At 38.9% G+C, this 14,095-nt stretch carries 8 protein-coding genes, 1 tRNA gene and 2 pseudogenes; 10 read left to right on the top strand and 1 reads right to left on the bottom strand.

What is annotated here, in order from left to right; translation table 11 throughout:
- Positions 1-71 precede the first annotated feature (71 nt).
- The 9 genes and pseudogenes from QHG54_RS03965 to edd all read left to right on the top strand — a co-directional run bounded on the left by QHG54_RS03965 (position 72) and on the right by edd (position 10,121).
- On the top strand, positions 72-1,163 hold the full coding sequence (locus tag QHG54_RS03965) for a quinone-dependent dihydroorotate dehydrogenase (protein ID WP_317992863.1): 1,092 nt from the start codon (positions 72-74) through the stop codon (positions 1,161-1,163).
- Positions 1,164-1,305: 142 nt separating this feature from the next.
- Positions 1,306-1,382 (top strand) — tRNA-His (locus QHG54_RS03960).
- A gap of 208 nt (positions 1,383-1,590) precedes the next feature.
- Positions 1,591-1,770 (top strand): annotated as a pseudogene (locus QHG54_RS03955) (glutamine synthetase); the annotation flags it as partial.
- Positions 1,771-1,802: 32 nt separating this feature from the next.
- Positions 1,803-2,306, top strand: coding sequence for a DUF6622 family protein (locus QHG54_RS03950; protein WP_317992864.1), 504 nt, complete (start codon positions 1,803-1,805; stop codon positions 2,304-2,306).
- Between the two features lie 859 nt (positions 2,307-3,165).
- Positions 3,166-4,593, top strand: coding sequence for a glutamine synthetase family protein (locus QHG54_RS03945; protein WP_317992865.1), 1,428 nt, complete (start codon positions 3,166-3,168; stop codon positions 4,591-4,593).
- Between the two features lie 11 nt (positions 4,594-4,604).
- Positions 4,605-5,887 (top strand): annotated as a pseudogene (locus QHG54_RS03940) (NAD(P)/FAD-dependent oxidoreductase).
- Positions 5,888-6,006: 119 nt separating this feature from the next.
- The gene (gene zwf, locus QHG54_RS03935) at positions 6,007-7,482 is read left to right on the top strand and encodes a glucose-6-phosphate dehydrogenase (protein WP_317992867.1); all 1,476 of its coding nucleotides are present in this window, start codon (positions 6,007-6,009) and stop codon (positions 7,480-7,482) included.
- 13 nt (positions 7,483-7,495) lie between these two features.
- A complete protein-coding gene (gene pgl / locus QHG54_RS03930; protein WP_317992868.1) occupies positions 7,496-8,254 on the top strand; it encodes a 6-phosphogluconolactonase in 759 nt (252 codons plus the stop codon).
- Between the two features lie 43 nt (positions 8,255-8,297).
- A complete protein-coding gene (gene edd / locus QHG54_RS03925) occupies positions 8,298-10,121 on the top strand; it encodes a phosphogluconate dehydratase (protein WP_317992869.1) in 1,824 nt (607 codons plus the stop codon).
- Between the two features lie 860 nt (positions 10,122-10,981).
- Here edd and folD read toward each other — a convergent pair.
- Entirely contained in the window at positions 10,982-11,881 is a 900-nt protein-coding gene (gene folD, locus QHG54_RS03920; RefSeq protein WP_317992870.1) for a bifunctional methylenetetrahydrofolate dehydrogenase/methenyltetrahydrofolate cyclohydrolase FolD, read from the bottom strand.
- 321 nt (positions 11,882-12,202) lie between these two features.
- On the opposite strand from folD, the gene QHG54_RS03915 reads away from it, so the two are divergent.
- The gene (locus QHG54_RS03915; protein ID WP_317992871.1) at positions 12,203-14,083 is read left to right on the top strand and encodes an AsmA family protein; all 1,881 of its coding nucleotides are present in this window, start codon (positions 12,203-12,205) and stop codon (positions 14,081-14,083) included.
- Positions 14,084-14,095: the final 12 nt, after the last annotated feature.

The following is a 14,095-nucleotide window of genomic DNA, read 5'->3' as shown; positions in this document are numbered from 1 at the left end:
TGTTATCTTGATCTGTATTTTTCATGTTAAGAAGATGCAAAGGATAGTTTTTATTGTGTGGAGAAAGATTTATGGGTTTCTTTCGTTGTATTGGGCGTCCTGCTTTATTTATGTTAGATCCAGAGTATGCACATCGTTTAGCAATTGTTGGTCTTAAAAGTGGGTTGAACAGTTGTAAGAAGGTTGTTGATAAGCGTTTATGTGTAACTGTTGCAGGCATTGAGTTTGCAAATTTTATTGGTCTTGCTGCAGGTTTTGATAAGAATGCAGAGGTTATAGAGGCTGTTTTACGTTTAGGATTTGGTTTTACTGAAATTGGTACAGTTACGCCACGACCTCAGATTGGAAACCAGAAGCCACGGCTTTTTCGCTTGATAGAAGATGAAGCGCTTATTAATAGAATGGGTTTTAACAATGATGGGCACCAGATTGTTTACAACAGACTTTGTTCATATAAATGGTCTGGTATTGTAGGGATCAATATTGGAGCTAATAAGGATACGGTTAATAGGATCGATGATTATACTGCTGGTATTGCCTATTTTTATGATGTAGCTAATTATTTCACGGTTAATATTTCTTCGCCTAATACGCCGGGTTTACGTGATTTACAAATGCGTGACAGTTTACGGCTTTTGATAAATGCGATTTCGCAAGCCCGCAGTGAACAAAAGGAAAAGCACGGATTTCGTGTTCCAATTTTTTTAAAAATTGCTCCTGATTTGTCAGAGAAGGAATTGGATGATGTGGCTGAAGAAATAAGACTTTCTGATTTTGATGGATTGATTATTTCCAATACCACTCTTTCACGTAAAGGACTTACAAATGGTATATTAGCTAGCGAAGAAGGAGGGTTATCAGGGCGTCCACTGTTTGAGCGTTCTACGATTGTACTTGCCAAAATGCGTCAAAAATTGGGTAAAGAAATTGCAATTATTGGTGTTGGGGGCGTGCGGGATGCCTATACGGCTTTGGAAAAAGTTAAGGCTGGTGCAGATTTGATACAACTTTATAGTGGAATGGTTTATGAAGGACCGCACCTTGCTGTAACTATTCTGAAAGAAGTTTTGCAGCTTATGCAGCAAGATGGTGTTGATACTATAAAAGCTTATCGTGATCACAGTACCGAAGATTGGGCAAAACGTGCGATTTCTGTGGAATAGAATTGTGCTTTTTTGATAAAAAAATGTAGGATTTTTTTTAAAGGGCTTGCAAACTCTTTTGATCTTCCTTATGTCACAGAAGATAAAGAGTTAAGTATTTATCAAACAGTGAAAATTATGAGCCATTTGCTGTTTGTTTTATGCGGTTGTAGCTCAGCTGGTTAGAGCGCTGGTTTGTGGCACCAGAGGTCGTAGGTTCAAATCCCACCAACCGTACCAATTTTTTCACTTTGTTTGATATAATAAACGGCTTGTAATGATTGCGAGGTCTATTTGACCTTGCTGGAAGTTATGGCATTCTTTACAAATTAACTTGATAAAGTTTTTTGTGACGTTCATGCATGACATATCTGAGACGATACTACAAGAACAGTGCTTGTTTACCTGTTTAAGTTTGTGTGTTATAGCTGTAAAAAATGGTAAATAAATGAAAAGCAAAGATTCTAAGGATGCTTCTGATTTTCTCAAGAATTTACGCGGTGTAAACAATTGGGAGCAAGTTTCACAGTGACTCTCCTTCCGAAATGTAGAAGATATCGAGTGTATTACACCTGATCAAGCAGGTGTGGCGCGTGGTAAGATGATGCTTTCTAAAAAATTTACATCATTTTTATCGCGTCAAACACTATGGAGCATAATATGTCATTGTTTAACATTCTGACCGGAACCCCTTTATGGGCCTGGATTTTGCTTATTTTTCTCATTACGAGGGGAATAAGCGCATTGAAAGATAGGGAAATGGGGGTTAACCGCCTTTTTCTGTTGCCGTTAATCTTTCTTTTTTTGGGCGGAAGCGATGTGATTAACGAGCTGGCGTTCCCGCGCTGGGGAGCAATCTCAATGTTGGCGGGGCTGATGATCGGCGTTGGTGTTGGCTGGTTGCTCTGGCGTGCCGCTCCGCGTTTAAAAATCAAAGAGGGAACGGATTTAATTATTCAGCCTGGTACGCCGTTGACGCTGATATTTATTCTTATCGCTTTTGTCATCAAATTCACATTGACTGCTTTTCTCAAGGTTGAACCTGATTTGAAATATGCATTTGATTTTAACCTTCTTTTTGGTCTTTTAAGTGGGTTCACTGGTGGTGTGTTTTGGGGCGGCACATTAAATTTATATATAACATTTCGAAAGAATCCAAATTAATCCCTATAGCATTAGCTGTGGGTGTTTCCCACCAGAACTATCTCAATAGAAGCTTATTCCTAACAACAACGCTGCATACAAACGCAGCGTTGCCTCATAGTTTCAGATTTTTTTGTCCCAGCGTGTGAATACGTGACGGAAGTGATATATCTGACTATGCCCCCTTGGGGGAAGAGCGAGCCTAAAGGTTTAGAATGCTATGAGTTTAAGCTAGCTGGACTTTGAGCAGATGGTTTATCGCTAATGGTAAATCATTTTGTTTTACAATTCAAAAAGAGGATAGTGATGGTTTCATTGGCGTAGGTGGGCAAGAAAACTCTTAGCTTGGCAATGCGTCAACAGTTTGTAGAACTATGTTGTGGAACCCATACGCAAAGCGGTTGCTATGATGGCATGATGCTTTTGTCAAGCATTATGATATGGTAGGAATCGGTGTTTAAGGGTGCAACTGCGGTCACTGTACGACCCAGTAGCATTACGTCTGAGGATTTAGGAGCGGCAAACTCCGTACAGGCTACGCGTACAATATGTGAAGCACGCTTGCGGGAATCAGTGTGTCATTATTGCGTTGTGCACGCAATCCTCTAGCTAGTACTTCATTGGTAAGGCTGTTTTTTGAAGCTGGTTGTAATTATCTGTGTGTTTTTAAAGAGAACGTTAGCACCGATGTATCGCGTGCAGTACCAATTTTTTCACTTTGTTGGATATAATAAACGGCTTGTAATGATTGCACAGTATATTTATCTTGATAAAGGTTATGGCATTCTTCAACAATTAATAGGGATGAGTTTTTTGCATGGTATTTATGCATGAATGATTCTATAAAAATGGGGATAATTGTTTTCTGAATTGGTGTTTTATGGCTGCAAGAAATAATGAACAAATGAAAAGAAAGAAATGTAAGCCTATTGCCGATTTTTTAAAAAACTTACGCGGTGTAAATAATTGGGAACAAGTTGCGCAATGGCTTGCCTTCCGAGAGGTAGAGGATATCGAGTGTATTACACCTGATCAAGCAGGTGTAGCACGTGGCAAAATGATGCTGTCTAAAAAGTTCATATCGGAGACATCATTGGCATTGCCTTCAGCAGTTTTTATGACAACAATTTCAGGAGATTATCCTGAAGATGGTCGTGGTTTTGAATACCCCAAAACAGATGGTGATTTACGCCTTGAGCCTGATCTTTCTACATTAAGCATTGTGCCATGGGAGGACGCGCCCACAGCACAGGTGATTTGTGATCTTGTCTATCAAAATGGGCAGATGGTTGATTACACGCCACGAAATGTTTTACGGACAGTAATTGATTTTTACACGAAAATGGGTTTGAAGCCGGTTGTTTCACCAGAAATTGAGTTTTATTTGGTAGAAAAGAATCCTGATCCTGATTATCCTCTCGTGCCACCAGTTGGTCGTTCTGGACGTTCGATTGGTGGTGGACAGGGTTATTCTATTGCTGGTGTTAATGAATTTGATGAACTCATTGATGATATTTATCAATTTTCAGAAGCGCAAGGATTAGAAATTGATACCCTCATTCATGAAGAAGGTGCAGGTCAGTTTGAAATTAATTTACGTCATGGGGACCCTATCGAATTAGCCGACCAAGTTTTTATGTTTAAACGAACAATTCGTGAAGCAGCACTTAAGCATAATATGTATGCAACGTTTATGGCCAAACCTATACAGGGACAACCTGGATCTGCCATGCATATTCACCAATCAGTTATTGATCAAAAAACTGGTTTTAATATTTTTACAGAAAAGGATGGTAGTGAAAGTGTCTGTTTTCGCCATTTTATTGGTGGGTTACAGAGACATATGGCAGGAGTCCTTGTGATGCTTGCTCCTTATGTGAATTCTTATAGGCGTCTTATGCCAGGTCTTTCAGCACCTGTTAATTTGCGATGGGGATATGATAATCGTACCACAGCTTTTCGGGTACCACGTTCCATTCCACAGGGACGGCGTGTTGAAAATAGACTTCCTTCATCAGATGCTAATCCTTATTTAGCGCTTGCTGCTTCTTTGACGTGTGGTCTCATTGGTTTGCAGCAAAAGCTTGAACCAGATGAGCCGGCAACAAAAACTATGAATGCTGACAATATCGAATTACCGCGTGGACTGATTGAGGCTGTTAATTTGTTTGAACAAGATACAGCGGTGCGTGCTATTTTAGGAGATACATTTGTAAGCACTTACGCTGCTATCAAACGACAAGAATTTGAAACTTTTATGGAAGTGATTAGCCCGTGGGAGCGTGAATATCTTCTTCTTAATGTTTAAGTTTTATTACAATGATTGATTATAATCAAATTTCTCCAGGAATTTCTTGGTATGAGGATACTTTAGAAGAGCGCTCCTCTTATCCGTTTTTAGAAGAACAAATACAGTGCGATGTGGTTATTGTTGGAGGCGGGTTTACAGGGCTTTCGGCTGCTTATCATTTAGCTCAGGCTGGAGTGAGGGTTGTTTTGTTGGAAGCTTCGCGTTTTGGCGATGGTGCGTCGGGACGCAATGGTGGACAATTAGGAACAGGTCACCGTCAATGGGTAGAAATATTAGAAAAACAATATGGTTTTGAACGAAGTAAGGTGCTGTTTGATCTAGCGGAGGAAGCTAAAAGTGATGTTTTATCTTGGAATGCGCTACCTGATTGCTCTATTGACTTTATGGCAGGGCAGCTTTCGGTTATCCATAAGAAACGTAAAATAAGTGCCTATCAGAGGCATATTGAGACAATGCAGCGTTATGGGTATAAGGGATTAACCTTTATGAATAGAACTGAAACAGCTGAACGGCTTGGATCGTCTTTTTATTATGGTGGTCTCTATGATATGAACACTGGCCATATAAATCCTTTAAAGCTGATTGTGTGGTTGGCAAAAAAAGCAAAAAATGCTGGCGCTAGGCTTTATGAAAAAACACAAGTCAATGCTGTAGAACGCAATGGTAGCTATTGTCTAGTAAGAACAAAACGAGGCAACGTAAAGGCTGAGCATGTTTTATTGGCGACCAATGCGTATAAGCTTGGACTTCAGCGTTTTGTTGAGAAAAATATTGTTTCTATCCGCTCTTATATTGGAGCAACTGAGCCGTTATCAAAGCAGAGTTCGATTCTTGAGAAGGGCGAGTCTGTAGATGATTCTCGTTTTATGGTTCGCTATTTTCGTAAAAGCATTGATAATCGCTTATTATTTGGCGGAGTGGAAAGTTACGATAATCAACATCCTACGAATTTAGATGAACGTATACGACGGCAAATCACTGAAATTTATCCTCATCTCCAATCTATAAATCTGACTCATTGTTGGGGTGCAACGGTTGCCATCACGGTTGAACGTATGCCCTATGTTCGTCAATTATGCCAGGTATTACGTATTGTGGTGGATATTCAGGGCATGGGGTTATGCTTGCTCCTTTTATGGGGAAATTATATGCTGAATGGCTAACTGGAAAGCGTGAACGTTTTGCGTATTTTCAGGATTTAAAGATTTCAACTTTTCCAGGTGGAAAAATTTTTCGTTATCCATTTGTATTTTTAGCAATGCATTGGTTTTCCTTGATGGATCATTTTTAATTGGATATCGTTTGAAATAAAGAAAATTAACACCTTGTTTAGTATCTGTCTGCTTTAATGAATAGAGCTTCTACAAACTATTTAAACTTTTATAATCGAATGGGAAAATAGATAAGTTTATGGTTAGTAAAATTATTCCAGTTTCTCCCTTTGATTGTATTGTTTTTGGTGGCAATGGTGATTTGGCATCACGTAAGCTTATACCTGCTTTATATCATTGTCAGTGTGTTGGACAATTTAGTGAACCAACACGTATCATTGCAGTTTCGCGCTCTTCGTTGAGTAGTGAAGAGTATCAAAATTTTGTTCGTGCTTCTCTGGAGAAATATGTTCATCTCAAGGATCTTAACCAAATTGAGCTTAATCGTTTTCTTTCACGTTTAACCTATGTTTCTGTTGATATTACCTCAAACCGAGGGTGGGCAGATTTAGCTCTCTTGCTCTCGAAAGAACCTGCTGATATTCGGGCTTTTTATTTAGCAGTTGGTTCATCACTTTTAGGTGATATCGCAATGCGATTAGGACAAAACGGTTTGGTGACGCAGCAAACACGGATTATCATTGAAAAACCTATTGGTTACAATGCAAAAACAGCAGTTGAACTCAATGATACATTTGCAGGAGTATTCGATGAAAATCAAATTTTCCGCATTGATCATTATCTTGGTAAGGAAACTGTTCAAAATTTAATGGCATTGCGGTTTGTTAATACACTTTATGAGCCGTTATGGAACTCCAAATATATTGATCATGTCCAGATAACGGTTGCTGAATCTCTAGGATTAGAGGGGCGTGTAGAATATTATGAAAGTGCAGGTGCGCTACGCGACATGGTACAAAATCATATGTTACAGTTGCTTTGTTTGGTTGCTATGGAAATACCTTTTTCCAACAATGCAAATGCTGTGCGTGATGAAAAACTTAAAGTTTTGCATTCTTTAATGCCTCTCGATGTTCATAATGTAGGGAAAAATACTGTGCGTGGGCAGTATCTTGCGGGTATATCCGATGGTATTTCTGTAAAATCTTATCTTGATGATTTGGGAAAAAAGGTCAGTAAGAGCGAAACATTTGTGGCGCTTAAGATTAAAATTAATAACTGGCGTTGGGCGGATACACCTTTTTATTTACGAACCGGTAAGCGTATGTTCACGCGTATGTCTGAAATTGTTGTCGTTTTTAAACCCATTCCCCATAATATTTTTGAGACGGATTTAGATGCAATCTTTTCTAACAGATTAGTTATTCGTCTCCAGCCTAATGAGGGGATGAAACAATGGCTGATGATTAAGGATCCAGGTCCCGGCGGTATGCGGTTTCGTCATATTCCCTTGGATATGAGTTTCGCATCTGCCTTTTCTGAACGTAATCCTGATGCTTATGAACGTTTATTGATGGATGTTGTTCGCGGAAATCAAACACTGTTTATGCGTCGTGACGAAGTTGAGATTGCTTGGCGTTGGATTGATCCAATCCTTGAGGGATGGGAGGCAATAAAACAGCCTATTCATGGATACAGTGCTGGTTCATGGGGACCATCTGCTTCGACTGTTTTGATGGAACGTGATGGGCGCATATGGAACAACTTAGTTTAGAGCGATAATAACAATGTATGGAATGAATATCGACCGTTTAAATTTTGAAACACCCAAGGATTTAGCTTTGGCATTAGCTGATCGAGTCGCAGCAGAGCTTAGTGTGTCTATTCTTGAGCGTAAGCGAGCAATTTTAGCAGTTTCTGGTGGAAAAACACCAGAATTGTTTTTTCATTATTTGTCAAAAGCTGATATTAATTGGGAAAATATCATTATCACTTTGGTCGATGAACGTTTTGTACCTGCCCATCATGAGCGTTCAAATGAGCATGTTGTACGGCGCTATTTATTACAAAATTTTGCGGCTAAAGCGCATTTTGTAGGGCTTTATCAGAAGGCAATTACTGCAGAGCTTGCTGCTTTTTCAGCGGCTAGTCGTATCAATACTTTGCCTAGACCATTTGATGTGGTTGTTTTGGGAATGGGGGGTGATGGACATACTGCTTCTTTTTTTCCTGATGCTGATCGTTTGCAACAAGCACTTGATCTTCAGACGCAGGCACTTGTTTTACCCCTTCATGCGAAGAGTGCTCTTGAGCCAAGACTTACGCTAACTTTGCCGGTCATAATGCAATCTCGTTGCATTATTCTTCATTTTGAAGGTTTTCAGAAACGTGATTGTTTTGAAGCAGTTTGTCGGGACGGATCTGAAACGGAAATGCCGGTTCGAGCAGTTTTACGCAATGCCAATCATCTTGTTCAGGTTTATTGGTCGCCTACAGAAGATGAAATAAGTGAAGCAGAACATGATAGTGAAGCTGTTGATACTTAATATTTTTTAGGTGTTGAAACGTGCATATAAATAAGGAATAAACATGGCACTTTCAAAGACAATTGCTACGGTTACACGAAGAATTTATGAACGTTCTCTTCCAACGCGAGAAATTTATCTAGACCGTATTGAAAAGGCGCAAGAAAATCGTCCCAAGAGGAGCTTTTTGGGGTGTGCCAATCAAGCTCATGGCTTTGCCGCCTGTGGTCCAATAGACAAAAAGCGATTGAAGCGTAATATTGTTGGAAACATTGGGATTATCACTGCATATAATGATATACTTTCAGCACATCAACCTTTTGAGGCTTTTCCTCACTTAATTAAAGAGGCTGCCCGTATGGCTGGTGGTGTGGCACAAGTAGCAGGTGGTGTGCCTGCAATGTGCGATGGTGTAACACAAGGGAATGCGGGGATGGAGCTTTCTCTTTTTTCCCGTGAAGTGATTGCAATGGCGACAGCTATAGGCTTATCACACGATATGTTTGATGCGGCGCTGTATCTCGGGGTTTGTGATAAAATTGTACCTGGTTTAGTCATTGGAGCACTAACATTTGGTCACTTACCAGGAATTTTTGTTCCTGCGGGTCCTATGACGAGTGGTCAAAGCAATGACGAAAAAGTGAAGATACGCCAGCTTTACGCAGAAAATAAGATAGATCAGCAGATATTGCTGGAATCAGAAGCACGTTCTTATCCTAGTCCAGGAACATGTACATTTTACGGGACAGCTAATTCAAATCAGATGATGATGGATATGATGGGGCTTCATATGCCTGGAGCCTCTTTTATTAATTCTAATACACCGTTACGTGATGCTTTGACACAGGAAGCTACCAAGCGTGCACTTAAAATTACAGCTCTTGGTAATGATTATACGCCACTTGGCAAGATGATTGATGAGCGCTCTTTCGTGAATGCCATTGTGGGATTAAATGCAACAGGAGGGTCTACCAATCATGCGATTCATTTAATTGCTATGGCAGCTGCTGGCGGTATTCAATTGACATGGCAGGATATTGCAGAAATTTCGTCCGTTGTTCCTCTTTTAGCGCGGATTTATCCGAATGGTTTGGCCGATATAAATCAGTTTCATGCAGCTGGCGGTATGGGATTTATTATTCGCGAACTGATTGAGGCTGGTTTAGTGCATGAAGATATTCGTACAGTTTTTGGTAAAGATCTCAATGCTTATGCAATTGAAGCAAAGCTTTGTGCTGATGGCAATGTGGTGCGGGATCCTGCTTTAAAGGAAAGTGGTGATCATAGGGTGTTAGCAGGGTGGAGAAAGCCATTTCAGCCTGATGGTGGTATTCGTGTTTTATCAGGAGACTTAGGGACAGCTATTATAAAAACTTCATCCGTTAAGTCTGAGCATTGGCGGATTGAAGCTCCAGTCTTTGTCTTTAATGATCAAGAAGAATTGCAAGAAGCCTTTAAAACTGGGATATTGAATGGTAAAGATTTTATTGCTGTTGTTCGTTATCAAGGGCCAAAAGCGAATGGTATGCCAGAGCTTCATAAGTTAACGACAATTTTAGGTGTTTTACAAGATCAGGGGCAAAAGGTGGCATTGGTAACGGACGGTCGTATGTCAGGTGCATCAGGAAAAATTCCTGCTGCAATCCATGTGACACCAGAAGCTCTAGATAATGGTCCCATTGCGCGTTTGCAGGACGGTGACATCGTTTGTCTTGATGCTCATATGGGTAAATTAGCTGTTTTAGAAGATATGGTGAAGTTTAATGCACGAACGATTATGCCTCCTGATCTTTCAAAGAATGAATATGGCGTTGGGCGCGAGCTGTTTCGTGTTTTTCGTCAATTAGTGAAGCCTGCGGATCAAGGAGCATCTGTTATTATAGCATAAGTAAAGCAACACTTTTTACATAAAAAGTATAAAAATCAATACATTATATACATTGATTTTATTTAAATCCCCATCAGAATCCACACTTTGATGACGATTGAATTGACTACTTTTTATAAGAAATTGCCATGTATAAAGGAGTATAAAAAGCAAATCATGATGCAAATGTTATAACGCATGTAAGCAATCAAATGAAATGCAAAGCAACTATTATTCATAATAGTTTATAAATTTTATGAAACGTTTTTATCATAATATCGAAAGCAGTATTAAGACGTTCAGTGATTTGAATTGTAGATAACATAAACTGAGGTTCATTTTTTAGATCAGATCTTATTTTAAGGGTTGGTTTGTTAAACGCATTTAAAATTACGGTTACCAACACGGGTGAGCGTAAAACTAAAGATGTTATAGAAATATCCTTATAACACCAACTTCTTTTAAAGAGGGATAGTTTGAAACTGTCTGTAAAGAACGCATAAAAGGATTTTGAAAAAATATCGATTTATAAGTTTTACTAAAAAATTAGTAAAATCCTAGGTATGCACTATAGATAAAGTATCATCACGGCGGGTAATGAAAGTCATAATGTTTTCTCTTATGAAAGAGAAAGCCTTTTAATGGCATAAAGCGAGCGAGCTATCAAAAGATGTTTTGAAAGTTACAGTTTAAAAGTAATGAATTCAAATTTAAATTAAATGATTTTAGTGATCTCAAATAGAGAGTGCCTTTTTAAGATAAGCAGGGGAAAACGTGAGATGATTAGAGCCTCTCTAAATAGGATGTTGAATCGTTTAAAGCCTAAAGAAAGTGCGAAAAGATGAAAAGGAATACATGTGCAATAAAAGTACGTAAAATCCTTAGAATTTTGGTACGGGCAAATTATGTAATCGAGTAGCAGCTTTGAGCGTATTAACCATAAGCATAGCAATTGTCATAGGTCCAACTCCTCCTGGAACGGGGGTAATAGCAGCGGCTTTCTCTTTTATTTCTTCAAAATCGACATCACCGACAAGACGCGTTTTTCCTATACCTTTTTCTGGTGCTGCAATGCGGTTAATGCCAACATCAATAACAACAGCACCATTTTTAACCCAGTCTTTTTTAATCATTTGTGGGCGTCCTACAGCTGCTACTAAAATATCGGCGCTACGACATACATCATCAAGATCGCGGGTACGGCTATGGGCGATTGTCACAGTAGCATTAGCTGCTGTTAAGAGTGCGGCCATAGGTTTGCCGACAATATTAGAGCGTCCAACAACGACGGCATCAAGACCTGATAAATCTTGTCCGCATTGTTGTTCAATCATCATCATGGCACCAGCTGGTGTGCAGGGAATGATGGCATCTTCAAGTGCGTTTGCTGCAAGTTTTCCGACATTAATATAATGAAAACCATCAACATCTTTTTGGAAAGCGATGGCTTGTGTTATGCGATTTGTATTAATGTGAGCAGGTAAGGGAAGCTGTACTAAAATACCATGGATTTTGGGATCAGAATTTAATGCTGCAATGAGTTGAAGGAGCTCTTTTTCTTCTACTTCTTTAGAAATCATATGTTTGATTGAAAAAAAACCACATTCTTCGGCTTTTTTGCTCTTTGATGTGACATATACTTGGCTTGCGGGGTCATCTCCAACAATAATAACGGCGATACCAGGTTGTATCTTATGGTTGTTGCGCAGTTTTTTTGTTTCAGCTTTAACTTTCACAATAATCTCTTCAGCGAGCTTTTTTCCATCTATAATATTATTCATGGCAGCGGTCCTTTCAGTAGGGCTGTTTGTTTTTTTGTAAAGCATTTGCTGACGATACAATAGAGCTTTGTAGCAGTATTAATCTTGGGAATGCTAAGAGTGGTTCGATAATGTTGTATATTTTTGGTTTTTCAGAAGACTTTAAAATAATTGCTTTGTTAAGAAGCAGCAACATTGCTGTTTCAATAAACTTTGGATAAGAACAAAAATAATTAAATTATTAAATAAGATATGACGGATTTTAGGATGATAAAAAATTTTTTAACGATAATTTAGCTGTGTTTTTAATCTGTTATAGGAGTGAAAGTGTAGAGGAAGATTGTGCGTGTCAGAATAATAAAATTTTTGAGTGGGATTTTTATTACAATTGTTTTTTTGTTTGGAGTTGGTATTCTCATTTTACCTTATCTTGTGTCAACAGATGCGATTCGTATTCGTTTGGCTCAAGATTTGAGTGCGTGGACAGGTTATAATGTGCAATTACGTGATCCACCACAGTTAAGTCTCTTTCCTTATCCTAAAGCATTTCTTTCCGGCGTTACTTTAACATCAAAAATTAATAATATTGTACCATTGATGGAAGCTGAATCGATAGAAGTTGATCTTTCTTTAGTAGATCTTCTTTGGGGACATGTTTCTTTTTCAGAGACGCGGATTGTGCATCCACAATTTGTTATGGATAAGCCCATTAAAACAGTAGCTGATTTTTTTGATAGATTTTCACGGTCACAAGGTACATTAGGATTAGCAATACGTAATGCTCGTGAAATAATTCAACATAACCCTGAGCAGCCAGATGTAAAACGTCTTTTGAACCAACCTTTTGGGCGGATTGTTATTGAAAATGGTACGCTCGTTTATCATGATAGTATTTCTGGTGTGCCAGAGAAAATAACGGGATTAAATGCAACTCTCGATTGGCCAGAATCAACGCAGGCAGTGCGGTTTCGTGCAGCTGCCCGTTGGCGCGGAGAGTTGACAAAATTATCGATTGATGCCGACCAAGCATTGTTGCTTTTAGCAGGAGGGAAAAGTCATATCAAGGCAAGCATCAATTCTGTACGTGGTGGTATAACCTTTGCAGGGCAGGCACGATTATCTGAATATTACATTTTTGATGGGAAGGTATCGATGCGTTCTCCAGGGTGGAATCAGACATTGGCTTGGATTGGAAACAATAAGTTTTGGGGTCATAGATTGAAAACACCTATTGTATGGGAGTCTCATTTTTTAGCGCAGCCAATGCATATCAAAATGAATAATGTGACATTTACAATGGGTAAAGCAAGTGCACGTGGAGCTTTAGAGCTTGATTTTCAGGATTATGTACCAATCGTAATCGGATCTTTAGCATTTGATAATCTAGAATTGAAACCCTTGGAATCGCTATTTTCTTTAGTTAAAAAAAAGAAGATACCCCTTAATATGACGATTTTTGATCGCATTGGAGTAGATGTACGGCTTTCTTCTCCTCAAGCGAAAGTAGGTAATATTGCGCTGACTAATTTAGCTGCTGCGATACAAATAAGAAATGGGCATATTATTTTTGACCTTGGACATGCGAATGTTTTTGGGGGATCATTTCAAAGTAATCTTCAAATTGCATCAGTTGATAAGAAAGTGCATATTGAAGGGCGTGCTTCAGGTGTTTCCATTGATACACAAGTTGCTTCAGAGGCTCTGAAAATTATTCCATTTGCACAGAGCAAAGCCAATTTTAACATGACAATCCGCACGCTTGCTCGTTTTTGGTCGGAAATTTTTGCGAAAATGCAGGGTGAATTAACATTGAATATGTCTTCTGGCCGGCTGTTAGGGTATGATTTGAATGATTTGCAAACAAGGCTTTCAGAAAAGGAACAGTTTCTATTAGAGAGTAATGACTCATTATCTACAGCCTTTGATCATTGGGATCTTAAGACGAGATTTTCAGAAGGCACAATGACGATAGCAGAATCATTGATGCGTACAGCAGACTGGAATTTATCAATTCAGGGAACGATTGCAGCTTCTATTGCCCAGGAAAGGCAGAATGAATTTACGCTGCAAGCACAATTACGAAAAAGTAACAGTTCAGAAACTTTATGTAGAAATATCCAATGTCTTGCTAACAGCCTTGCATGGCCTTTTGCCTTTTCTCTTAATTCTAAAGGGCAAAAAAGCGGCAATTTTTGGGTAAAAAAAGATATCGATGCAGATTAATCGTTGTTCTGC

It is taken from the genome of Bartonella gliris, assembly GCF_045277155.1.
GTDB classification, from domain to species: domain Bacteria; phylum Pseudomonadota; class Alphaproteobacteria; order Rhizobiales; family Rhizobiaceae; genus Bartonella; species Bartonella gliris.
The sequence above is the reverse complement of the archived record's forward strand: the minus strand, read 5'-3'. Positions and strand labels throughout refer to the sequence as shown.

Coding starts and splice junctions, on each gene's coding strand:
- pgl (WP_317992868.1), top strand. CDS start 7,496: ATGTATGGAATGAATATCGACCGTTTAAATTTTGAAACACCCAAGGAT.
- zwf (WP_317992867.1), top strand. CDS start 6,007: ATGGTTAGTAAAATTATTCCAGTTTCTCCCTTTGATTGTATTGTTTTT.
- QHG54_RS03950 (WP_317992864.1), top strand. CDS start 1,803: ATGTCATTGTTTAACATTCTGACCGGAACCCCTTTATGGGCCTGGATT.
- QHG54_RS03945 (WP_317992865.1), top strand. CDS start 3,166: ATGGCTGCAAGAAATAATGAACAAATGAAAAGAAAGAAATGTAAGCCT.
- folD (WP_317992870.1), bottom strand. CDS start 11,881: ATGAATAATATTATAGATGGAAAAAAGCTCGCTGAAGAGATTATTGTG.
- QHG54_RS03965 (WP_317992863.1), top strand. CDS start 72: ATGGGTTTCTTTCGTTGTATTGGGCGTCCTGCTTTATTTATGTTAGAT.
- edd (WP_317992869.1), top strand. CDS start 8,298: ATGGCACTTTCAAAGACAATTGCTACGGTTACACGAAGAATTTATGAA.